At 74.2% G+C, this 22,407-nt stretch carries 15 protein-coding genes; 9 read left to right on the top strand and 6 right to left on the bottom strand.

The features are described from left to right. Positions 1-80: 80 nt before the first annotated feature. Genes ACFWE1_RS16115 through ACFWE1_RS16080 form a run of 8 tightly spaced genes read left to right on the top strand, consistent with a single transcriptional unit; the run spans position 81 to position 15,093 of the window. Positions 81-1,211 carry a serine/threonine-protein kinase gene (locus ACFWE1_RS16115; protein ID WP_376934419.1) on the top strand — a complete coding sequence of 377 codons (1,131 nt, stop codon included), beginning with the start codon at positions 81-83 and terminating at the stop codon, positions 1,209-1,211. Beyond that, positions 1,211-7,234: an Ig-like domain-containing protein gene (locus ACFWE1_RS16110; protein WP_376934418.1), complete on the top strand. Its 6,024-nt coding sequence runs from the start codon at positions 1,211-1,213 to the stop codon at positions 7,232-7,234. Before ACFWE1_RS16115 ends, ACFWE1_RS16110 begins: the two co-directional genes overlap by 1 nt. Positions 7,235-7,280: 46 nt before the next feature. Beyond that, a complete protein-coding gene (locus ACFWE1_RS16105) occupies positions 7,281-8,246 on the top strand; it encodes a MoxR family ATPase (protein WP_243569752.1) in 966 nt (321 codons plus the stop codon). Then, positions 8,243-9,631 (top strand): DUF58 domain-containing protein, encoded by a 1,389-nt coding sequence (locus tag ACFWE1_RS16100; RefSeq protein ID WP_376934417.1) that lies wholly within the window; start codon positions 8,243-8,245, stop codon positions 9,629-9,631. The genes ACFWE1_RS16105 and ACFWE1_RS16100 overlap by 4 nt, the downstream gene beginning before the upstream one ends. Next, positions 9,628-12,177 (top strand): transglutaminase domain-containing protein, encoded by a 2,550-nt coding sequence (locus tag ACFWE1_RS16095; protein ID WP_376934416.1) that lies wholly within the window; start codon positions 9,628-9,630, stop codon positions 12,175-12,177. The genes ACFWE1_RS16100 and ACFWE1_RS16095 overlap by 4 nt, the downstream gene beginning before the upstream one ends. Then, positions 12,174-13,595: a DUF5684 domain-containing protein gene (locus ACFWE1_RS16090; RefSeq protein ID WP_376934415.1), complete on the top strand. Its 1,422-nt coding sequence runs from the start codon at positions 12,174-12,176 to the stop codon at positions 13,593-13,595. The genes ACFWE1_RS16095 and ACFWE1_RS16090 overlap by 4 nt, the downstream gene beginning before the upstream one ends. After that, positions 13,592-14,428 (top strand): PP2C family protein-serine/threonine phosphatase, encoded by an 837-nt coding sequence (locus ACFWE1_RS16085; RefSeq protein ID WP_376934414.1) that lies wholly within the window; start codon positions 13,592-13,594, stop codon positions 14,426-14,428. The genes ACFWE1_RS16090 and ACFWE1_RS16085 overlap by 4 nt, the downstream gene beginning before the upstream one ends. Further along, positions 14,425-15,093, top strand: coding sequence for a hypothetical protein (locus tag ACFWE1_RS16080; protein ID WP_376934413.1), 669 nt, complete (start codon positions 14,425-14,427; stop codon positions 15,091-15,093). The genes ACFWE1_RS16085 and ACFWE1_RS16080 overlap by 4 nt, the downstream gene beginning before the upstream one ends. Before the next feature lie 25 nt (positions 15,094-15,118). Here ACFWE1_RS16080 and ACFWE1_RS16075 read toward each other — a convergent pair whose 3' ends face one another. Then, positions 15,119-15,943, bottom strand: coding sequence for an ABC transporter permease (locus ACFWE1_RS16075; RefSeq protein ID WP_376934412.1), 825 nt, complete (start codon positions 15,941-15,943; stop codon positions 15,119-15,121). A 5-nt stretch (positions 15,944-15,948) separates the two neighbouring features. After that, positions 15,949-16,845 carry an ATP-binding cassette domain-containing protein gene (locus ACFWE1_RS16070; RefSeq protein ID WP_376934411.1) on the bottom strand — a complete coding sequence of 299 codons (897 nt, stop codon included), beginning with the start codon at positions 16,843-16,845 and terminating at the stop codon, positions 15,949-15,951. 252 nt (positions 16,846-17,097) lie between these two features. Here ACFWE1_RS16070 and ACFWE1_RS16065 point away from each other — a divergent pair, with 252 nt between their 5' ends. After that, on the top strand, positions 17,098-18,537 hold the full coding sequence (locus tag ACFWE1_RS16065) for an LssY C-terminal domain-containing protein (RefSeq protein WP_376934410.1): 1,440 nt from the start codon (positions 17,098-17,100) through the stop codon (positions 18,535-18,537). A 93-nt stretch (positions 18,538-18,630) separates the two neighbouring features. On the opposite strand, the gene ACFWE1_RS16060 is transcribed toward ACFWE1_RS16065, so the two are convergent. From ACFWE1_RS16060 to ACFWE1_RS16045, 4 genes are read right to left on the bottom strand one after another with little or no spacing between them, the layout of a single operon-like run. Next, complete coding sequence (locus ACFWE1_RS16060; protein ID WP_376934409.1) at positions 18,631-19,440, bottom strand: siderophore-interacting protein; 810 nt, start codon at positions 19,438-19,440, stop codon at positions 18,631-18,633. A 36-nt stretch (positions 19,441-19,476) separates the two neighbouring features. Further along, a complete protein-coding gene (locus ACFWE1_RS16055) occupies positions 19,477-20,334 on the bottom strand; it encodes an ABC transporter ATP-binding protein (RefSeq protein WP_376934408.1) in 858 nt (285 codons plus the stop codon). Continuing rightward, on the bottom strand, positions 20,331-21,368 hold the full coding sequence (locus ACFWE1_RS16050) for an iron chelate uptake ABC transporter family permease subunit (protein WP_376934407.1): 1,038 nt from the start codon (positions 21,366-21,368) through the stop codon (positions 20,331-20,333). Before ACFWE1_RS16050 ends, ACFWE1_RS16055 begins: the two co-directional genes overlap by 4 nt. Then, positions 21,365-22,303: an ABC transporter permease gene (locus tag ACFWE1_RS16045; RefSeq protein ID WP_376934406.1), complete on the bottom strand. Its 939-nt coding sequence runs from the start codon at positions 22,301-22,303 to the stop codon at positions 21,365-21,367. The genes ACFWE1_RS16050 and ACFWE1_RS16045 overlap by 4 nt, the downstream gene beginning before the upstream one ends. Positions 22,304-22,407 lie beyond the last annotated feature (104 nt).

The raw sequence follows: 22,407 nt of genomic DNA, 5'->3' as shown, positions 1-22,407 counted from the left end.
GACGGCGGCGGCCGGGCTCGGAGAACGGAACGGGGTGCGCCTGTCGGCGGTCCGATGACGAGCTGGCAGGGAGGGGCCGCGTGGCGAAGCGATTGCCCTCTGCGCCGCCCGTCCTCGCGGGCTACAGCTACGTGCGCCCGCTCGGCACCGGTGGCTTCGCCGATGTGTTCCTCTACGAGCAGGACCTGCCGCGCCGCGTCACCGCGGTGAAGGTGCTGCTCGCCGACGTCGTCGACGCCGAGGCGCGCCGCTCCTTCACGGTCGAGGCCGACGCCATGGCCAGACTCAGCGCGCACCCCTCGATCGTCACCATCCACCAGGCCTCGATCTCGGCGGACGGCCGTCCGTACCTCGTGATGGAGTACTGCCCCGATTCGCTCGGCGCGAAGGCCAAGCGGGGGCCGATGCCCTACGACGAGGTGCTCGACATCGGCGTGCGGATGGCGGGCGCCCTCGAGACGGCGCACCGCACCGGCCTCCTGCACCGCGACATCAAGCCCAGCAACCTGCTGCTGAACTCGCTCGGCGCCCCCGTGCTCGCCGACTTCGGCATCGCCGCCGCGATCGGCGACGGCCAGGGCGAGGCGTTCGCCATGTCGATCCCGTGGAGCGCGCCGGAAGTGCTCGGCGAACAGACCACCGGCACCGTCGCCTCCGAGATCTGGGGGCTCGGCGCGACCCTCTACACGCTCCTCGCGGGCCACAGCCCCTTCGAGCTGCCCGACCGCGCCCGGAACACCGTCGACCAGCTCTCCCGCCGGGTGCTCTCGGCGAGGTACACGCCGCTCTCGCCGCGCGGGGTGCCGCCCCGCATCGACGCGGTGCTCGCGACCGCGATGCAGCGCGACCCCTCGCGCAGGTACGCCTCGATGAACGAGTTCGGCGAGCAGCTGCGCTGGGCCCAGTACGAGCTCGGTCTCACCCCGACGACGCTCGAGGTCGCGGCCCCGGAGTGGGCCGCCGCCGCCCCGATCGACTTCGCCGACGCCTCGACCCGCGGGCCCGTCGTCTCCACCGTGAAGCCCGACGGCCGGCTCGCCGCGCGCACCGCGTCCGCCGCGACGCCCCGTGGGCGCGTCGTCGACGACGGCGGGCTCGCCGCCGCCCCGGCGCGCAACGGATGGCTGAAGCCGACGCTCATCGGCGTGGGAGCCGGCCTCGGGGTGCTCCTCGCGGGCGCCGTCGCCCTGAACCTCACGGGGATCCTCTGATGGCCGCCGCGCAGCGGGAGCGCAGCGGGCGCCGACCCACCCGCGGGGCGATCATCGGCGCCGTGGCCGGCGTCGCCGCCGTCGCGACCGTGGTGACCCTCGCGGTCACGGCGAACGGCTACGAGGCGCAGCAGGTGCCCCGGCTCGAGACCTCGGTGTGGGTGAGCCGCGACGCGGGCCAGTACGCCCGGGTGAACACCGACCTCGCCGAGATCGACGTCGTGCGCGACGTCGACGACCCCAGCGCGATCGTGCAGTCCGGCTCGCGCGCCTCGGTCTACAGCCAGGGCCTCGGGCAGCGCTGGCCGGTGAACGTGGCCGACCCCGTCGATCTCGTCGGCGACGAGGGCGTGGGCGGCACCCCGACCCCGGTCGGCACGCGCGAGGTGCAGTCGGCGGGCGACTGGATCGCCTATCGCACCGACACCGGCACTGTGCACGTCGGCCGGATCGAGAGCGAGCAGCCGGTGCCGGTCGACCCGTTCGCGGGTGAGGAGCAGGGCGCCGGCGACGACGAGACGTACGCCGCCAACGCCATCGGCATCTCGCCCGACGGGCAGCTCGTCATGTACTCCGCCCGCGAGGGCGCGGTGCGCGGCTATGACGCCGAGGGCGGCCGCTTCACCGATCCGACGCCCATCGAGTCCCCGCCCGCGGCGGACGCCGGGGTGCAGCTCGCCGTCGTCGGCGAGCACTGGCTGCTCGTCGATGCGGCCGACGGTCGCGTCTGGGTCGACGGCGGCGCGCCCGAGCAGCTCGACGTCGGCGCCGACGCGCTGCTGCAGCAGAGCGCGGCGTCCGGCGACACGGCCTACGTCGCCGACGCCGAGGGGCTGCTGTCGATCCCGCTCGACGGCGCCGACCCCGAGCGGGTCGCGAGCGACGCGGGCACGCCCGCGCGCCCCGTCGTGGCGGGCAGCACCGTCGTGGCGGCCTGGCTCGCGCCCGACGGCGGCAGCGCCTGGTTCAGCGACACGGGCGAGTCGGTGGCGCTCGCCATGCCGGCCGGCGAGACGGATGCCTCCGCCTCGCTCTCGCCCGTGCTGCGCACGAACGGCGACCGGGCGGTGCTGAACGAGACCGCGGGCGGCTTGCTCTGGACGCTGCCCGACGGCCGGCTCGTGCCCCTCGAGCAGTGGAACCTCGACGACGAGGTGGAAGACAAGGTCGGCACCCAGCAGGTGGAGGACCTCGCGCGGCAGGAGCCGCCCGTCGCGGTCGCCGACTCCTTCGGGGTGCGCGCGGGCCAGCAGGTCGAGCTGCCCGTGCTGCTGAACGACCACGACCCCAATTCGAAGGACGTGTTGACGGTCGACCGCGCCTCGATGGCCGGCGGCCTCGCCGATCCGGGCTTCGGCGAGCTCTCGCTCGTCGCGAACGACCAGACGCCCACCGTCCGCGTGCGGGCGACGAGCGGCTCGACCACCTTCAGCTACGCCGTCACCGACGGGCAGGCGAGCTCCGCGCCCGTGACCGTCACGCTCACGGTCGTGCCCGACGACCAGAACTCCGCGCCGGTCTGGTGCGGCGTCGAGGGGTGCGTGCAGCAGTGGCCGTCGCCGCAGCTGATGCCGGGCGGTACCGCGATCGTCGACGTGCTGTCGGGCTGGGTCGATCCGGAGGGCGACGCCTTCGTGCTCGCCGGCGCCGAGCCGCTCGACCCGGCGGCCCCGGTCACGGTCGTGCCGATGGGCAACGGCCGCGTCGCCATCCGGCACACCGACCCGAACGCCGCCGGCACCTCCGTGCCGGTGAAGATCACCGTCGCGGACGTGCACGGGGCGAGCGCCGAGGCCACCCTCGACGTGCGGGTGACCTCGAGCGCCGCTCTCGACGTCTCGCCGGTCGCGGTGACCGCGGGAGCCGGGCGTACCGCGATCGTCTCGATCGCCGACCATGCCTCGGGCGGCTCCGGTTCGCTGCGCCTCCTCGACGCCGTGCCGACCGCCTCGGCGGAGGGCGCGGGCCTCGAGGTCGTGCCGAACGCCGCGGCGGGCCAGGTCGAGCTGCGCGCGGCCGAGCCGGGGGCGTACACCGCCACCTTCACGGTGCAGGACCTGGTGACGCGCGCCGAGCAGGCCGCGACCATCCGCGTCACCGTGGCCCCGCCGGGCGCGCCGATCGCGATCGCGCCGATGACCGCCTTCGTCCGGCAGGGCGAGGACACCATGGTCGACGTGCTCGGCGCCGTGCAGAACACCGGCGGCCGGGTGCTCATGGTCACCGACGCCGTCTCCGTCTCACCCGAGCTGAACATCGGGCTCGTCGGCCAGTCCCAGGTCCGGGTGGCCGGGGCGACGCGCGACGGCCAGCCCGGGCTCGTCGGACGCGCGCGGGTCACCGTGTCCGACGGCGCGGGCGGCACCGCCGTCGGCGACCTCAGCGTCTTCCTCGTCGCCCGCACGGCCGGGCTCAGCCCGATCGCCATGCCCGACACCGTGACGATGCGCGCGGGCGAGCTCGTCAGTATCCCCGTCACCGCGAACGACGTGAGCCCCCGCGCCGAGCGGCTCGTCGTGCATCCCGAGGTCACGGGCTCCGGCACCGCGGGCGAGCTCGTGTTCGCCTCCGGCAGCAGCATCCGCTACCTGGCGCCGAAGACCCCCGGCACCTACGAGCTCGGCTACGCCGTCGGCCTGGAGCAGGCGCCCGATCGGCTCGACCACTCCACGGTGACCGTGACGGTGCTGCCCGACGGTGCGAACCGCGCGCCGCAGCCGCGCTCGCTCGTCGCCCGCGTGCTGAGCGGGCAGAGCGTGTCGATCCCCGTGCCGGCCGCCGGCATGGATCCGGACGGCGACCGCACCGTGCTCACCTCGGTGACGCAGCCGGGCAAGGGCCTCGGCGTCGCGACGATCTCCGCCGAGGGCGACGCGATCGTCTACACCGCCCCGGCCGACGGCACCGGCGACACCCAGCCGAGCTTCGAGTACACGGTGCGGGATGCCTCGGGCGCCACGGGCAGCGCGGCGGTGCGCGTCGGCGTGCTGACCGCCGCGGTCACCGACGCGGCGCCCGTGACGTTCAGCGACTACGTGCGCGTGCAGCGCTCCTCCGACTCCCCGGTGACCGTCGACCCGGCCGGCAACGACCTCGACCCGGCGCAGGGCGCGCTGCGGCTCGTGAAGCTCGTGCCGAACGCGCCGGAGGGCACCCCCGAGTACCAGCGCCTCCTCGCGCTCATCGACGACCAGACCTCCCTCGGCGACCGCCGCGTGGTGCTGCGCGCCGGCGACGTGGTGGGCACCAACTCCTACCGCTACACCGTCGCCTCCGAGCGCACCTCCTCGACGGCCGAGGGGCTCATCGTGGTGAACGTCACGGAGTCCGCCTCGACCGAGGTGCCGGTCGTGAACGACACCGTCGTCACCGCGCGCACTCGGCTCGATCTCGAGCAGCGCGGCCTCGACGTCGTCAGCGGCCGGGTCGTCTGGGCCTCCGGCGACGCCCGCACGCTGAAGCTCGAGCTGTGGGGCAAGGCCGCGGCGTCGGCCGGGTACACCGTCGAAGGCCAGCGCATCCGCGGTCCGCTGCCGAAGGACGGCGCCCTCGTGCCGTTCCGCCTGAGCGGCGAGAACACCGCCGGCGGCGAGGTCGAGGCGTTCGGCTTCCTCATCGTGCCCGCGGCCGACGAGCTGCGCGTGCAGTTGCGCGGCGACGTCAGCCCCGTCGAGGTGAAGGAGGAGGGCTCGAAGACCTTCGACGTCGCGAAGCTCCTCGACCTCGCCTCGGGCGACGCCGTCGAAGTGGCCGGCGACGGCGAGTTCCCCGTGCAGCGCAAGGCCGCGAGCTGCACGCCCGCGGGCGGCACGAACGTCGAGTACCGGGCCGGCGCCGGCGCCCCCTGGTCGGACCTCTGCCTGGTCGGCGTGCGGCTCCCCGGCCAGCGCGCGTGGTCGCAGGTCGCCGTGCCCGTCGCCGTGATCCCGAAGGACCCGCAGGCCATCCTCTCCGCCGTCTCCCGCACGGTCGCGCCCGGCGCGAGCGAGACCGTGCGCCTCTACGACGAGATGACGAGCTGGGAGGGCGGCCGCGAGGGCGACCGCAGCAAGCTCGACTACGCCGTGACCTACCAGGGCAGCGCATTCACCGTCACCCAGCAGGGCTCGAAGGTCACCGCCGAGGCCAGGGCGGATGCCCGGCCGGGCACCCGCGAGACCGTCACCATCGGCGTGAGCGCCTTCGGCGGGCTGACCTCGGCGATCACCCTCGTCGTCGGGCAGGCGCCCGCCGACCAGCCGCGCGGCGCGGTCTTCACGAAGCAGTGCTCGGTCGACCAGGGCAGCTCCTGCTCGATCCCGGTCGTCGGCGTCTCCGGCGAGTACGACCCGTTCGCGGGCAAGACCGGCTCGGGCCTGAAGCTCCGCTCGATCGGCTCGACGTCGTGCCCCGTCGCGGGCATCGGCATGCAGGGTGACACCGCCATCACCGTCACCTGGCCGAGCGGCCAGAACGCGTACGGCGGCGAGTGCGTGGTGCCGTTCACGGTCGTCGACGCGCAGGGCCGCACCGGTGAGGGCCGGGTGACCGTCGACCTGCTCGGGCTGCCGCAGGCACCGGCGTCGATCGCGACCGCCGACTACACGAAGAACTCGGTGACGATGGAGGTCTCGCTCGGCGAGGCGCTGCGGGCGCACCCGGCGGTGACGGGCGTCGAGATCCTCGAGGGCGGGCGCTCCGTCGGCGCCGACTGCCGCCCCGGCGCCCCCGGGGTGTGGCTGTGCGTCGTCGGCGGCCTCGTGCCCGGCGAGCGGCACTCGTACTCGGCGCGCGCCGTGAACGGCGTCGGCGCCTCCGCGGCGACGAGCTCGGTGGAGGCCTGGGCCTACGAGGCGCCCACCGTCGACGGCGTCGTCGCGACCCCCGTCTACCGGCCCGGCACGACCTCGCAGGGCACCGGCGTGGTGCAGCTCACGATCACGGCGGATGCCGACGCACGCTCGTTCCGTGTGCAGGAGACCGGGCAGACCATCGACCGCACCGGCAAGCAGACCACCGCCGATCTGACGCTCGCTCCGGGCCCCCAGACGATCACGCTCGTGCCGATCAGCGTCTACACGCCGCCCACCGGGCGCGGCAACAACGAGGGCGGGCAGACTGCGACGCCCGTGACGGTCGCCGGCGCGCCGTTCTTCGACCCGAATGGCATCGCGGCGACGGCGACGACGAACTCCTCCATCCGCATCTCCGGCGTCGGGCTGCAGCAGAACCACAGCGCCAAGGCGGCCGAGATGGTGTACTTCGCGTGGCGTTCGGGCAGCGAGCCGCAGTGCTCCGCCGACGGCAGCGGGGCGCTCACGTACAGCTCCGGTTCGGCGAAGGTGTCCAGCTCGCCCGACATCGACGGTCTCGACGAGCGCAAGCGCTACTACATCAAGGCCTGCGGCTCGAACGGCTTCGGCGTCGTCGCCTCCGGCGTCGGCGAGGTGCGCGTCTACACGAGCGCCGACACCCCGACGGGCGAGGCGAGCTACACGGTGGCGACGTCGCCGGCGCAGAGCGGCCGGCACTACCGCTACGAGGCGACGGGCCCGAGCCTCGCCGCGATCGAGGACTTCCACGTCGAGTACCGCTCGAACAGCAGCAACTGGACGAGCGACTTCGGCGCCGCCGTGAACGACTGGTCGAACCCGGGGCAGGTCTTCGCCCGGCAGTGCCACAACACCTGGGGCGGGCTGTACTGCTCGAACGAGATCCAAGTGACCGCGAACACCGCGCCGGCCCCGGTCTCGGTCGACTTCAGCGGCTCCTGCGTGGCGATCCCGCCGAACGAGTCGAACGTCTCGCTCGCCGAGGCGGGCGTGACCGTGACGAACGCCGGCGCCGGCTCGGCCGTGCTGCGCAGCTGGAGCCGCGACGCCGCGAACTCGCCGACGAAGGCGACCGTCGTCGTCGGCTTCGACGGGGCCTACGGCGATCTCGCCGACATCAGCCGAGAGATCGACGTCTGCCCGGCGCCCGATCCGCCGGACCCCGAGCCGGATCCCGATCCGACCGTCCCCGACCCGGGCACCGGCGGATGACCCGCCCCGCCTTCCCCAGCACCGATCCCCGCCGAGAGGACCACCGATGACCATCGCCCCGGAACAGGCCGCCTGGTTCCACGAGACGTTCGGGCTCATCGCCGACAACGTCGAGCAGGCGCTGCTCGGCAAGCGCCACGTGATCGAGCTCGTGCTCGCGACCGCGGTCTCGGGCGGCCACGTGCTGCTCGAGGACGCCCCGGGCACCGGCAAGACCGCGCTCGCGCGGGCGATCGGGCAGACGATCCACGGCACCAGCTCGCGCATCCAGTTCACGCCCGACTTGCTGCCCGGCGACGTCACCGGCATCACCGTGTTCGATCAGAAGTCCGGCGAGTTCGAGTTCCACGCCGGGCCGGTGTTCGCGAACATCGTGCTCGCCGACGAGATCAACCGGGCGAGCCCGAAGACGCAGTCGGCGCTGCTCGAGGTGATGGAGGAGGGGCAGGTCACGATCGACGGCGTCACCCGCCCGGTCGGCACCCCCTTCCTCGTGATCGCCACGCAGAACCCGATCGAGCAGGGCGGCACCTACCGCCTGCCGGAGGCGCAGCTCGACCGCTTCTCGATCAAGACCTCGATCGGCTACCCCGACGAGGCCGCGACCATGCGCATCCTGCAGGGCGTCGGCACGCCGAAGGGCGAGCTCGAGGCCATCGTCGGCACCGACACGATCGTCGCGATGACGGAGCTCTCGCGCAGCGTCTACGTGAACCCGCTCGTCTCCGACTACATCATGCGGCTCGTCGACGCGACCCGTCGCGCCTCCGAGGTGCGCCTCGGCGTGAGCGTCCGCGGGGCGATCGCCCTGTCGCGCCTCGCGATGACCTGGGCGGCCGCCGCGGGGCGCAGCTACGCGACGCCCGACGACGTGCGCGAGCTCGCCGTCGCCGCTCTCGCCCACCGTCTCGTGCTCGAGCCGGAGGCCGAGTTCGACGGGGTTACCCAGAACGCGGTCGTCAACCAGATCCTGCTCGACGTGCCGGCACCGAGGGAGAACGGGGTGGCGTGAGCGCACCCGAACGCCTGCTCCGCGAACCCGCGGGCCACGACACCGTCACCTCGACGCGCGGCGCCAGCGTCACGCGTCGTTCGGCGACCCGTCTCGGCGGCATCACGGGCGGCGCGGTGCGCCTGCGCCGCGGCTGGCGGCGCGCGGGGGATGCCGCGGGCCGAGCCGTGCGCTGGGTGCGCGAGACGGTGTCGCCCGCCGGCGTGCTGCTCGCCGTGCTCACGGTGGGCGGGGTCGCCGCGGGGTGGGCGTTCGGCTGGATGGAGGCCTGGGTCGTCGCGGCCATCGCCGGCGTGCTGCTGCTCGCCTGCGTGCCGTTCCTGCTCGGCGCGCACGACTACCGGGTGCGGCTCGAACTCGACCGCGACCGGGTGGTCGCGGGGTCCGAGATCCGTGGCGGCCTCGACCTGGTGAACGAGGGGCGCCGGCTGGCGCTGCCCGGCGTCGTGGACCTCCCGGTCGGCCGGGGCCTCGTCGAGGCCCACGTGCCGCTGCTGCGCGCCGGCGCGCACCACCACGAGGAGCTCGTCATCGCCGCCCAGCGCCGCGGCGTGATCGACGTCGGACCGATGACGGTCTCGCGCGGCGACCCGTTGCGCATCCTCCGCCGCGAACTCAGCTGGCCCGAGGTGCAGCGCGTCTACGTGCACCCCGTGACCGCGCAGCTGCCGCCGTCGAGCGCCGGACTCATCCGCGACCTCGAGGGCGCGCCGTCGAGCCAGCTCGTCGACGCCGATCTCTCCTTCCACGCCGTGCGCGAATACGAGCCCGGCGATTCGCAGCGGCACATCCACTGGAAGGCGACCGCCCGCACCGGCACCCTCATGGTGCGCCAGTACGAGGAGTCCCGGCACGCCCGCATCGCGGTGCTGCTCGACCTCGACCTCGACGGCTACCGCGACGAGGACGAGTTCGAGCTGGCCGTGAGCGCCGCCGCCTCGCTCGGGGTGCAGGGCGTCCGCGAGGGCCGCGACGTGCTCGTCGGAGTCAGCGCCGAGCTCGATCCCGCCGATCGCGGCAGCGTGCAGGCCATGCGCTCCCTGCCGACGGTCTCGCCGCGCGTGCTGCTCGACGCGACCTCCGCGATCGAGGGCGCCTCCGCCGAGGGCGCCGACGCCCGGGTCATCCGCCTCGAGTCGCTCGCCGCGCTCGTCGCGCGCTCCTTCGCCGACCTGTCGATCGCCTACCTGGTGACCGGTGCGGAGGTGCCGACGGCCCGGCTGCGCCGCGCCGCCGTCGCCCTGCCGCCCGGCATCGCGATCGTCGCGGTGCGCTGCGAGCCGGGCGCTGAGCCGGGGCTCCGCCGCTCGCGCGAGCTCGCCGTGCTCACGATCGCCGAGCTCGCCGACCTCGGCCAGCTGCTCGCGAGAGGAGCGGCCCGATGAGCGCGCCCGAGGCCGCGCCGGCCCGGGGCCGTCGCGCCGACCGAGCGGAGCGCTTCGATCGCGGCCCCTCGCCGTTCGACGAGCGGAGCCTGCTCGGCCTCGGCTACGTCGTCGTCGCCGTCGTGCTGGCGACGATCGCGGCGTGGCCGGTCTACGGCTCCCCGCGCATGGTGCTCGTCGCCGCCGTCGGCCTCGTGCTCGGCCTCGGCCTCGCGGTCGTCGCCCGGCTGCTGCGCTGGCGCGGCGTGGTCGGCGCGCTGCTCGTCACCGCGTTCGCCGTCGTGGGCTACGCGCTCGTCGTGGTCCCCGTGGCCATCCCCTCGGCGCTCGGCAGCCCGATGCGCATCGTCGAGGGCGTGCGCGACGGTTTCGTCGGCGTGATCGTCGGCTGGAAGCAGTTGCTCACCCTCGCGCTGCCGCTCGGCGAGTACCAGGCGGTGCTCGTGCCGTTCCTGCTCGTCATCCTGCTGGGCTCCCTCTTCGGCGGCCTGTTCGTCCTGCCCGATCGCGGCTGGTCGCCGCTCGCCGTGCTCGTCGGCTTCGGCATGACGGCGTTCGGCATCGTCTTCGGCTCGAGCGCGCTGAGCGCCCCGCTCGTGCTCGGCCCCGTGCAGGTGCCGGCGCCCAGGGAGCTCCTCGTCGGCGTCGGCGGGCTGCTCGCCGCGGTCGGCTGGCTGCTGCTCCGCTCGCGCTCCGCGCGCCGGATCGCCCTGCAACGGGCCACCGCCGGCACCGTGCAGCGGGCCGGGCTCTCCGGCTGGGTCGCGGTGCGCCGCCGTGCGGTCGCCGCCGGGCTCGTCGCCGTCGCCCTCATCGCCGGTGCCGCCGTCGCACCCGCCGCCGCGGAGCTCGCCGACCGCAGCGCGCTGCGCGACCGCATCGAACCCGAGCTCGCGGTGCGGCAGGCGCCGTCGCCGCTGTCCGGCTACCGCGCCGCGTTCACGAGCGAGCGCATCGACGAGCCCTGGCTCGAGCTCGACGGGGAGACGACGGGCGTCGAACGCGTGCGCATCGCGACCCTCGACGAGTTCGACGGCGAGATGTTCCAGGTCGCGGCGGACCCCGCCGACCCGAGCACCCGGTTCACCCGCCTGCCTCGCGCCGCGGGAGCCGGCGACGCCGTGTTCGAGCTGACCGTCGGCGACGGCTACCGCGGACTCTGGGTGCCGGCGCCCGCCGGGCTGCAGGCCGCGCCCGACTTCTCCGGCCCCCGCGCCGTCGCGCTCGAGGACGGCTTCCACCGCTCGGCCGACGGCGCCACCGCGATCACGATCGCCCCGCTCCCGGGCGCCACGGGGCGCGACGCCGAGCGCGGTCTCACCGCCGGCGACCGCTATCGCGTCGTCGCGGACGCCGACGAGCTCCGCGGCCTGGAGACGCTCGGCAGCCCGGCGACGCAGTCGGGCATCGACGAGGAGCGCTATCCCGCGCTCACGGCCTGGGCCGAGCTGCAGGCGCAGCCGCGGTCCGCCGAGGGCCTCGCGACCCTCGTGGAACGGCTCCGCGCCCGCGGCTATCTGAGCCACGCGGCCGGCGACGGCGAGGCGGCGGCCGGCTGGATCGAGCGGATGGGCTCCGGCTACGCATTCCTGCCGAGCTACTCCGGCCATTCGACGGCCCGGATCGAGGCCCTGTTCACGCAGCTCGTGGACCAGCAGCGGCTCGCGGGGGAGCAGGCCGGCGACGCCGAGCTCGTCGCCGGTGTCGGCGACGACGAGCAGTTCGCCACCGCCGTCGCGCTGCTCGCCCGCTACCTCGGCTTCGAATCGCGGGTCGTGCTCGGCTTCCGGCTCGCGGGTGCCGAGGAGGTCGACGGCGTCGAGCGCTGCACCGAGGTCTGCCCCGGCGGTGCACTCGCCGCCTGGGTCGAGGTGCGTTCGCCGAACGGCGACTGGGCGACGGTGGATGTCACGCCGCAGCACGAGGTCGCGCCGAGCTTCATCAAGGAGGGTGAGCAGCTGCCGCAGCATCCCACCCGTCCCGAGCGTCCCGACACCGACACGCTCGACCCGCCGCCCGCGCAGAGCGACGCGAGCGAGTCGGAGGCGGCCCCCGCCGAGGAGGGCGGGCCCGACCTGGCACTGCTCTTCGCCGTGCTGAAGTGGACGGGCCTCGCGCTCGCCGCCCTGCTCTGCCTGCTCCTGCCGGTGCTCGTGCTGCTGGCGGCGAAGCGCTGGCGCCGTGCCGCGCGCCGTCGTGAGCCCGCGCCCGAGGTGCGCATCGTCGGCGCCTGGGACGAGCTCGTCGACCGCTACGTCGACGAGGGCGTCCTGAGCGGCGAGGCCGGCACGCGCTCCGCGACCGCGCGGGCCAGCGGCCGGCCCGCCGCCGTCGCGCTCGCGGCACTGGTCGAGCGGGCCGTCTTCGCCGGCGACCCGCCGAGCCCTGCCGACGCGGATGCCGCGTGGGCCATCGTCGATCAGGAGACCGAAGCCCTGCGCGGCCGCGACGGAGCCCCCCGTCGTCTCGGCGTGATGCTGTCGTTCGCGTCATTCCTGCGTACAATCCGACCCGCACGTGTTCTCACGGAGGAGCCCGCCAGATGACCCCCGCCGATTCCCAGCAGTTCGCCGTCGTCATGCTCGTGACGACGCTCGTCTGGTTCGTCGTCGCGCTCGGACTCTACGTCTGGTACGCCGCGATGCTCGCCCGGGTCTTCGAGAAGTTCGGCCTGCCCGCGTGGTCGGCGTGGGTGCCGGTCTACAACGAGATGCAGCTCTTCGGCCTCGGCGGGCAGCCGAAGTGGGCGGCCATCCTGCTGTACGTGCCGATCGTGCAACTCGTCGGGCTGTACTTCCGCATCCTCGCGGTGCACCGGGTGACGACGCAGTGCTGGCGCGGGGTCGGCACGACGGTCGTCGGCATCCTGCTGCCCCCGGTGTGGGCGACGATGCTGGCCCTCGGCGCCGCGCCCGACCCCGAGCGCGGCCGGCTGCCGAAGCCGTTCGGCACGAACACCGGACCTTCGCCCGTCGCCCAGGGGCCCCTCGCCGCCGGCCAGCCCGGCGTCATCCCGCCCGTCGCCCCGCAGGGTTCCGCGTTCCTGCCGTCGCAGGAGCCCTTCGCGGCAGGCGGACCGGGCCACGCACCGGCGCACGCGCCGTTCTCCGCACCCGCGCCGGCGACCGCTCGCCCGGCGCCCGCCGCTCCGGCCGCGGCGCCGATCGTGCCGCCGAGCTTCGCGGTGCCGCCCGTCACTCCGCCGGCCGGCGGGACGCTGCCGCCGGCTCCGCCGCAGCAGCCGGCCGCTCCCGTCGCGCAGCCCGCCGCGCCGGTGTTCGCACCGCCCGCTGCGCCTGCTGCTCCGCCCGCTGCGCCTGCTGCTCCGCCGGCCGCGTCTGCCCCGGCCGCGCCTGCCGCGTCCCCGGCCGCGCCTGCCGAGCCGAACCGCATCGAGCCGATGCCGCCGGGGCCGGCGTTCGTGGAGTCCGCCTCCGCCTTCGCCGACTCGGCCTCGATGTTCGCGGGAGCGGCCTCCGCGTTCGCGGCCTCCGCCCGCGCCGAGCCGGCCTTCAGCCCGCCGGCCGACGACGAGATCGCCGACGCGGCCACCATCATGGTCGCGCCCGCCGACGAGGACCCGATCGACCGCACCGTCGTCGTCGAGCGCCGCCCGCGCATCACCTGGATCCTGGTCACCGACGAGGGCGCCCGCCTGCCCCTCGACGCCGCCCTCGTCGTGCTCGGCCGCAACCCGCGTCAGGTCGGCGAGGGCGAGCAGCGGCTCGTCGTGCCCGACTCCAGCCGCACGCTCTCGAAGACGCACGCCGAGCTGCGCCGCGACGGCGAGCAGTGGACCGTCGTCGATCTCGGTTCGACGAACGGCGTGCTCGTGCCCGACCGCTTCGGCGAGGAGCAGCTCATCGACCCCGGTGTGCCGACGCCGGTCGCCGAACGGCTCGTGCTCGGCACGCTGGGCCTGCGGATCCTCCGCGCCGAGGCCGAGAGGACCGGCCCCGTATGACCGACCCGCACGCCGTCACCGTCGCCTCCGCCGTCGCCACCGACGTCGGCCTCGTCCGCCGCGCGAACGAGGACTCCGCCCTCGCCGAGTGGCCGGTGTTCCTGGTCGCCGACGGGATGGGCGGGTACGAGGCGGGCGACCGGGCGAGTGCCGCGGTCGTAGAGGCGTTCCGCCGCCACGTCGTCGGCCGGTCCGCGGCGACCGTCGGCTCCGTGCGCGACGCGCTGACCGCGGCCGCGGACGAGGTCGCGAAGGTGGCGGCCGAGACCGACCGGGGCGCGGGCAGCACGGTGACGGGCGTCGTGCTCATCGAGGACGAGGGCGAGCCCGCGTGGCTCGTGTTCAACGTCGGCGACTCGCGCGTCTACCGCCACCACGGCACCGAGCTGGAGCAGCTCACCGTCGACCACTCGCTCGGCCAGGAGCTCATCGACCGCGGCGCCATGCGGCGCGAAGACCTCGCGAGCTTCGACCGCCGCAACGTCATCACCCGGGCGATCGGCGCCCCCGACAGCACCGCGGACAGCTGGCTGCTGCCCGTCGTGAACGGCGAGCGGCTGCTGCTCTGCTCCGACGGGCTCACCGCCGAGGTGAGCGACGAGGGCATCCGGGCGACCCTGACCATGAGCGGCCGGCCGGAATCCGCCGCGCAGGCGCTCGTGCAGCGCGCCCGCCAGGCGGGCGGCCGCGACAACATCACGGTCGTGGTCGTCGACGTCATCTCCGGCGGCATCGAGGAGCTCGGCGACGGCACCACCTCGATCCGCCCCGCGGCGGACGGCGAGGAGGCCGACGACCACACGACGATCCCGGTGCGTCGGGCGGCCTCGTGAGCGAGGAGCGCGCACGGAGCGAGGCGATGTCGCACGGCGGCGTCGGCGCGCACGACGAGGTCGAGGACGCGACCGTCATCGTCGAGCGCACCGCCGAGCGCCTCGCCGGCGCCTCGCTCGACCAGGTTCCGGACTGGGACCCGGCGGATGCCGACACGGCCGACCGGCCCGAGGAGGCGACCGTCGTCGTGGACCGCACGGGCGGCGGCGAGTTCGACGAGACCCGCGTCGTCGACCGAGGTGCCTCCGCCGAGCGCGCCGAGCGCGCCGAGCGCGCCGAGCGCGCCGAGCCCGGCACGGCGGCCGAAGCGGTCGTGACCCCCGCGGAACCGGTGCTGAAGACCCCCGATCGGCGCCGCCGCCGTCGTGAGCCCGTGCCCGCGCCGGTGTCGGACGAGGTGCTGCGCACCGCCGAGCACGGCCCGGGCGTCGGTGTGCTCGACCGCTATCCGGCGCGCACCGGGGAGCCGCTGCGGATGCCGATCCCCGATCTCGGCGAGGCCCCGGGCCCGACCCGGGACGCGTCGGCCCCGCTGCCCTCGGTCGCCCGGCGCAGCCGCCGCTCGGCCGTCGGCGCACTCGTCGCCGTCGTGGTCGCGGGGGCGCTCGGCCTCGCCGGTCTCATCGCCGTCGGCTCGATCCTCTGGCGCTCGCTCTTCGGCTGACGCGCGCCGCGGCATCCGACCGAGGTCAGGACACGTCGCGGCGCCAGCTCGTCGCCCCGCCGATCACGGCGAGCACGACCGCGATGCCGAGCAGCACGAGTCCGCCCTGCCACCACACGAGCATCTCCGCGGCGCCGCCCGGCGTCGCCAGCGAGTAGAACGAGGCGCCGACGAGGGCGTCGCTCGCCGAGCCGGGCAGGAACTTGCCGATGGCGGCGGTCGCGTCGGAGAACGAGGTCGCGAGGCGCAGCAGCGGCTCGACGAACTGGGTGAAGGCGAGCACGATGACGATCGCCGCGACCTGGTTGGGCACGACTGAGCCGAGTGCAGCACCGATGGCGGCCCAGAGCGCCATCGCCAGGATGCCGCGGCCGATCATCGCCCAGGTGTCGCTCTGGTCGAGCAGCGTGTCGAGCCCGAACACGGCGAGCATCGCCGCCCCCGCCCCGACCGAGGCGAGGAACGCGATCACGCCGAAGCCGGCGCCGATCGGCAGCTGTGCGAGGAGCTTCGCCCCGAGCACCGTGGTGCGCTGCGGCGTCGCGAGGAACGTCGCCGTGAGCGTGCGGTGCCGGAACTCTCCGGTGACGGCGAGCACGCCGATGATCACCGCGAAGACGTAGCCCATCGAGGTCGCGAAGCTGTAGATGAGCGGCGCCAGGGGGGTGTCGCCGAGCGAGGGCGCCGACGCGCCGGTCGCGGCGGCGGCGTCGGGGTTCGCGATCGTGAAGCCGAAGAGCGCCGCCAGGCCGCCTGCGATGAACGCGAGGTAGGCGAACATGATGATGGCGAGCAGCCACCACATGCGCGTGGTCGTCACCTTCAGGAACTCGGATGCCAGGACGCGCATGCCGTTCACCCCTCACCCTCGCCGACGAGCGCGAGGAAGGCGTCCTCGAGCTCGGACTTCATGCGGTGCAGCTCCGAGAGCTCCACCCCGCCGACGAACGCGGCGTGCCCGATCCGACCCGGTTCCGGCTCGTCGACGATGAAGCCGTTGCGGCCCTCGGCGTAGGCCAGGCCCGCGGCGCCGAGCGCGGCCGCGAGCGCCGGCCGGTCTGGCGAGTCGACGATGGTGCGCGGCGCGCGGTCGAGCTCCAGGCTCGCGAGCGTGCCGGTGCGCATGAGCTTGCCGCGCGCGATGATGACGACCTCGTCGACCGACTGCTGCACCTCGCTCAGTAGGTGCGAGCTGATCAGCACGGTGCGGCCGTCGGCGGCGAGCTGCTGCAGGAAGCCGCGGATCCAGCGGATGCCCTCGGGGTCGAGGCCGTTGATCGGCTCGTCGAGCACGAGCACGCCGGGATCGCCGAGCAGCGCGGTCGCGAGCGAGAGGCGCTGGCGCATGCCGAGGGAGTAGCCGCCGACGCGTCGCCCGGCGTAGTCGCTCATGCCGACCTGCTCGAGCACGGCGTCGACCCGCTGTCGGGGCAGCCCGGCCGCGGTCGCGTACACGCGCAGATGGTCGCGTCCCGTGCGGCCGGGGTGGAAGCTGGCGTCGAGCGCGGCGCCCACGGTCTCGAGCGGGCGCTCGAGCTTCGCGTAGGGCGTGCCGCCGAAGGTCGCGGTGCCGGTGTCGGCGCGAACGAGGCCGAGCAGCATGCGCAGGGTGGTCGTCTTGCCCGCGCCGTTCGGCCCGAGGAAGCCGGTCACGACGCCCGGGCGCACGGTGAAGCTCAGATCGTCGACCGCGGCGACCTGGCCGAACCGCTTGCCGAGTCCCGAGACCTCGATGGGGATGCCGCCGGTCATGCGCTCTCCTCACATGGCGTCCAGGCGGTGCTGCCGCCTGCCATCACCCTAGCGACGGATGCCGTTCGAGGCATCCGTCGCGCGGGGGAGATGCGCGCCCGCCCCTGCCTGCCCGCCCGCCCCTGCCCCACGCCCGCTCCGCCCGCCCACCCCTGCCCCGCGAGGGGGTCGAATTCCGGCATCCGCGTCGGCCGGCCGCAGCATCCCTGTCGGAATACGACCCTCTCGGCGGGCGATCGCTAGCATGACCGCATGGGGGCGACGACGGCGGGCGGAGGCAGGCGGCTCTCCGTCAACGCGCTGCTCGACGGCGCGGTCTTCGTCTACGCCGGCATCGCGGCGATCTGGCTCGCGTGGCTCGTGCTCGGCGAGTCCTTCGGCTTCGGCTGGTTCGGCATCCTCTTCTTCGTCGCCTTCTGGCTGCTGCTCGCGTACCTCGTGCTGCCCCGGCTGCACCGCATCCTCACCACGATCTACGTGCCCGACTACTTCATCGGCCGCGCGCGCACGAGCGACGGCCTGCTCGGCGACCCCGTGAACCTCGCGCTGCTGGGCGAGGAGGCCGCGGTGCACGAGGCGATGCGCCGGGCGGGATGGACGCGCGCCGACGACGTGGACGCGGCATCCAGCTGGCGGATCATCCTCTCGACCATCACCCGCCGCAGCTACGACGAGGCGCCGGTGAGCCCGCTCTTCCTCTTCGGGCGGATGCAGGACTTCGCCTACCAGCAGGAGGTCGAGGGCAACCCGGCCAAGCGGCACCACGTGCGCTTCTGGCGCACGCCGGAGGGATGGCTGCTGCCGGGCGGACGCCGCGTCGACTGGCTCGCCGCCGGCACCTTCGACCGGGCCGTCGGGTTCTCGCTGTTCACCCTGCAGATCACGCACAAGATCGACGCCGACACCGACGTCGAGCGCGACCACATCGTACGCACCGTGGTCGAGTCGGGCGTGCCGGCCGCGGTCGACGTGATCCGGGACTTCTCGACCGGCTATCACTCGCGCAACGGCGGCGGCGACACCATCACGACCGACGGCGACCTGCCGGTGCTCGCGCTCGGTTCCGCGGTCGAGGCGGCGGATGCGGCGGCGACGGCGGATGCGGAGGCGGGCGCCGAGGCATCCGGATCCCGCGCCGCGGCACGCGCGGCGCACCTCGCGCCGGCCGAGCACCTCGCGACGGCGAAGCGCGCGGCGTTCGAACCGCTCACCCGCCTCGCCGAGCGCGACGCGGAGCGGGCCGCCCTCGCCCGCGTGCAGCGCCGACCGGTGGCGACCTCGCTCGGGGCGCTGCTCATCGTCGTCCGCGTGCTGCTCGGCGTGATCTGGCTGATCGGCCTGTCCATCCAGTGGCCGACGATCCTGCGCGACCTCGACCTCGTGGCCGACGGCGTCTCCGAGGCGGAGCTGTCGTCGTTCCTGCTCGGCACGATCCTCGTCGGCGGCGCCATCGTGCTGCTCGCCGAGCTGGTGTTCGCGTGGCTCGTGTTCCGTGGCAGCAACTGGGCGCGCATCACCGTGATGGTCGTCGCGATCCTCAGCACGCTGGTGTCGGCGGTCGACTACTTCGGCGGCGACGCCGAGATCACGATCCGCACGACGCTGCTGACGCTCGCCGTCGACATCCTGGTGCTGCTCGCCCTATCGAGCCGCTCGGCCCGCGCCTACGCCCGCCGCCGCCGCGAGCCCTGACACAACTCAGGAACATCTGGCAGTTATGCGCGTCGAGGATCGGCGGATGCCCCGAAATCACGCGCATCGCGCGGTGGCCGTTCCTGAGTTGTCTCAGTGCGGCGCGTGGTACTCGGCCTCGTCGCGACGCCAGTAGCCCTTCACGACGACCTGCTCGGGGGAGAGGCCCCAGCGGTCGAGCACGAGCGCCCGCCCGGGCTTCACGACGGCGTGCTCGGCGGCGACGAAGGCGAACACCTCGCCGGCGGGCCGGTCGTCGGCGGTGAGCGCGTCGAGGGCGGCGACGAGCGCCTCGCCCTCCTGGCGCCCGTCGCGATGCACCCAGCGCAGCTCGGTGCCGGCCGGGGCCTCGAACGCGGGCCGGTGCGCAACGTCGGGCACCTCGACGAGCACGAGGCCGCGCGGCGTCGCGTCGCCCTCGCGGGAGAGCCGGGCGAGGAAGCGGCGGATCGCCGGCAGCGCCGTCTCGTCGCCCGCGAGCAGCCAGCCGTCGGGCTCGCCCGTGATCACCATCGAGCCGCGCGGCCCGCCGACGCCGATCACGGAGCCGATCGGGGCCCGGTCGGCCCAGCGCCCGGCGATGCCGTGCTCGCCGTGCACGACGAACTCGATCTCGAGCACGCCGGCCTCGGCGTCCCAGGCGAGCGGGGTGTACTCGCGGCTCGGTGACTCGCGGAGCGCCGCGACCTCGACGGCCGCGACGTCGGCGGCGCTGCCGTCGGCCGGTCGCTCGCCCGGGAAGAACAGCCGGATGTGGTCGTCGCTGCCGAGCGAGTCGAAGCCGCGCAGCGCCTCGCCCTCGAGCCGCAGGCGCAGGTAGTGCGGGGCCAGCCGCTCGCGGGCGGTCAGCGTCACAGGGCGGAAGACGAGCTCGCGGGGCACGCGGTCGAGGGTGAAGGGCATGGCGGGTCCTTTCGGTGGGCCGGTCGGTTCAGCGTCTCAGAACTCAGGAACGGATGCCTCGGCGGGCGCGTGATTCCGGGGCATCCCGTTCTCCTCGCCCGGCGTAACGGCCACATGTTCCTGAGTTGTGGGAGCGGGGCGGTAGTAGACGGCGAGGCGGTGGCCGCGGTGCCGCACGACGTCGACGGGGGTGTCGAAGACGGCCGAGAGCACCTCGGGTCGCATGATCTCCTCCGGCGTGCCCGAGGCAACGATCCGGCCGTCGGCGAGGGCGATGATCCGGTCGGCGTAGGCGGAGGCGAAGTTCACGTCGTGCACGACGAGCACGATCGTCTTGCCGAGCTCGTCGGCGGCGTCGCGCAGCCGCTGCATCATCGCTGCCGCGTGCCGCATATCGAGCGCCGCGAGCGGCTCGTCGAGCAGCACGACCTCGGTGTCCTGGGCGAGCACCATCGCGACGAAGGCGCGCTGGCGCTGCCCGCCGGACAGCTCGTCGAGGTAGCGCTCCTCGAAGCCCTCGAGGTCGAGGAAGGCGAGCGCCCGGTCGACGGCCTCGCGGTCGGCGGCGCTCAGCCGGCCCTGCGAGTGCGGGAACCGGCCGAAGGAGACGAGCTGGCGCACGGTGAGCCGGGCGACGAAGTGGTTTTCCTGCTTCAGGATCGAGACGACCTTCGCGAGCTCGCGCGGCTTCGCCGTCACGACGTCGAGGCCGCCGACCCGCACCCGGCCGCTGTCGGGGTCGAGCAGCCGCCCGACGATCGTGAGCAGCGTCGACTTGCCGGCGCCGTTCGGGCCGACGAGCGCGGTGAGCCCGCCCGAGGCGATCTCGAGGTCGACGGGTCCGAGCGCGCGGGTCGCCCGGTAGTGCTTGTCGACCGCTTCGATGGTGATCAACGCAGCCCCTTCCTGAGGATGACGATGAGGAACGCGAGCCCGCCGACGAACTCGATGACGATGCTGACGAGGCCCGCGGCGGCGAAGACGTGCTGCATGACGAAGTACGCGCCCAGCAGGGTCGCGAGGCCGAGCAGCACGGCGACGGGCAGCACCTGGCCGTGCCGGTCCGAGGAGACGAACTGGTAGCTCATGATCGCCACCAGGAAGCCGAAGAACGTCATCGGCCCGACCATCGTCGTCGACACGGAGACGAGCACGGCGACGACGACGAGGAGCACGACGATCTCGCGGCGGTAGCGCAGGCCGAGGCTCGTCGCGGCATCCCGCCCGAGCGCGATCACGTCGAGCGCCGCGCGTCGCCGCCACGCCCACACCGCGATCGCCGCGACGATGAGCGCGGCCCACGGCAGCACCTCGGGGTTGCCGCGGCCGATGCTGCCGTACAGCCGCGCGGAGAGCACGTCGAACTCGCTCGGCGTGAGCAGCCGCTGCAGGAAGGTCGAGACCGAGCCGAAGCCCACGCCGAGCACGACGCCAACGAGCAGCAGCACGTGCAGGTTCGCCCGCTTGCCGGAGAACAGCCAGCCGTAGAGCAGCGTCGCGAAGAGCACCATGAGCGCGCTCTGCGCGACGATCTTGCCGACGCCCTCGACCTGGGTCGCCGCCATCCCGAACACGAAGACGAGGGCCGTCTGCATCAGGGTATAGAGCGCGTCGAAGCCGAGGATCGAGGGCGTCAGGATGCGGTTCCCGGTCGCCGTGTGGAAGAGCACCGTCGCGAGCGCCTGCGCGGCGGCGACGAGCGCGATCGTGGCGACGGCGATCGAGCGGCTCTGCACGATCACCCAGAAGCCGGGCTGGTCGGCCGGCACCGGGTTGCCCCAGACGAGCAGGCCCACGGCGAAGAGCACGGCGGCGGCCCCGGCGACGATCGCGGCGGGCGGGACGCGCCGCTCGCGCGGCGTGGCCGGGGCGGCAGAGCGGCCGGAGGCCTCGGCGCCGACGGAGGGGGCGGATGCCTCGGCGCTCACGAGCGCACCGCCCGCTGCCGGAGGAGCAGCGCGATGAACACCGCGCTGCCGACGATGCCGAGCACCATCGACACGGGCACCTCGAACGGCATCCGCACCGTGCGCCCGACGAGGTCGCAGGCGGTGACGAGCACGACGCCGCCGACGCAGACCCACGGCAGGTTCGAGCGGAGGTCGTCGCCGCGCACGAGGGAGACGATGTTCGGCACGACGAGTCCGAGGAACGGCAGGAAGCCGACCACGACGACGGTCACGCCCGTGGCGACGGCGACGAGGCTCGTGCCGAGCAGCACGACGGCCTCGTAGCGGAGGCCGACGGTGGTCGCGACGTCGCGGCCGAGCCCGGCGACCGTGAGCCGGTCGGCGACGACGAAGACGAGGATCGTGACGATCGCGACCGCCCAGAGCACCTCGTAGCGGCCGCGGACGACGCTCGTGAAGCTGCCCATGAACCAGGTGCCGAGCAGCTGCAGCGCGTTGTTCGTCGCCGCGAGGTAGGTGGTGACGGCGCTCACGACGGCGCCGAGCATGATGCCGATGAGCGGCACCACGAGGGTGGAGCGGAGCGCGATGCGGCGGAGCACCGCCAGGAAGACGAGGGTGCCGGCGAAGGCCGCGAGGGAGGCGATGAGCATCTGTACGGGCAGCGGCGCGGTCGGCACGACGAGGAGGGTGACGAGGAGGCCGAGCGCGGCCCACTCGGTGGTGCCGGAGGTGGTGGCGTCGACGAAGCGGTTCTGCGTGAGCATCTGCATCACGAGCCCGCTCACGGCCATCGCGCAGCCCGAGAGCACGAGCGCGATGGTGCGCGGCACGCGGGTGATCCAGAACATCTCGCCGCCGCCCTCGGCACCGACGACGTCGTACACGCCCACGAAGAGGGAGGCCGCGAGCAGCGCGATCGCGAGGGCGATCGCGGCGGGCAGGGCGAGCACGCGGAGGCGGGGGGGGGGGGAAGGGGGGGGAAGCCTGCGGGGGCGGGGGGGGGGGGGTGCGTTACGGGGGGTGGCGGTTGTGCGGGAAAGTAGCCCCAAAAACC

The organism is Agromyces sp. NPDC060279 (genome assembly GCF_042726785.1).
Classification (GTDB): Bacteria; Actinomycetota; Actinomycetes; order Actinomycetales; family Microbacteriaceae; genus Agromyces.
Note: the sequence above shows the minus strand (reverse complement) of the source record. Positions and strands in the feature narration are given on the sequence as shown.

Excerpts from the sequence above, each read along its gene's own strand:
- ACFWE1_RS16110 (WP_376934418.1), top strand. The coding sequence starts at position 1,211 with ATGGCCGCCGCGCAGCGGGAGCGCAGCGGGCGCCGACCCACCCGCGGG.
- ACFWE1_RS16105 (WP_243569752.1), top strand. The coding sequence starts at position 7,281 with ATGACCATCGCCCCGGAACAGGCCGCCTGGTTCCACGAGACGTTCGGG.
- ACFWE1_RS16095 (WP_376934416.1), top strand. The coding sequence starts at position 9,628 with ATGAGCGCGCCCGAGGCCGCGCCGGCCCGGGGCCGTCGCGCCGACCGA.
- ACFWE1_RS16090 (WP_376934415.1), top strand. The coding sequence starts at position 12,174 with ATGACCCCCGCCGATTCCCAGCAGTTCGCCGTCGTCATGCTCGTGACG.
- ACFWE1_RS16085 (WP_376934414.1), top strand. The coding sequence starts at position 13,592 with ATGACCGACCCGCACGCCGTCACCGTCGCCTCCGCCGTCGCCACCGAC.
- ACFWE1_RS16075 (WP_376934412.1), bottom strand. The coding sequence starts at position 15,943 with ATGCGCGTCCTGGCATCCGAGTTCCTGAAGGTGACGACCACGCGCATG.
- ACFWE1_RS16070 (WP_376934411.1), bottom strand. The coding sequence starts at position 16,845 with ATGACCGGCGGCATCCCCATCGAGGTCTCGGGACTCGGCAAGCGGTTC.
- ACFWE1_RS16065 (WP_376934410.1), top strand. The coding sequence starts at position 17,098 with ATGGGGGCGACGACGGCGGGCGGAGGCAGGCGGCTCTCCGTCAACGCG.
- ACFWE1_RS16060 (WP_376934409.1), bottom strand. The coding sequence starts at position 19,440 with ATGCCCTTCACCCTCGACCGCGTGCCCCGCGAGCTCGTCTTCCGCCCT.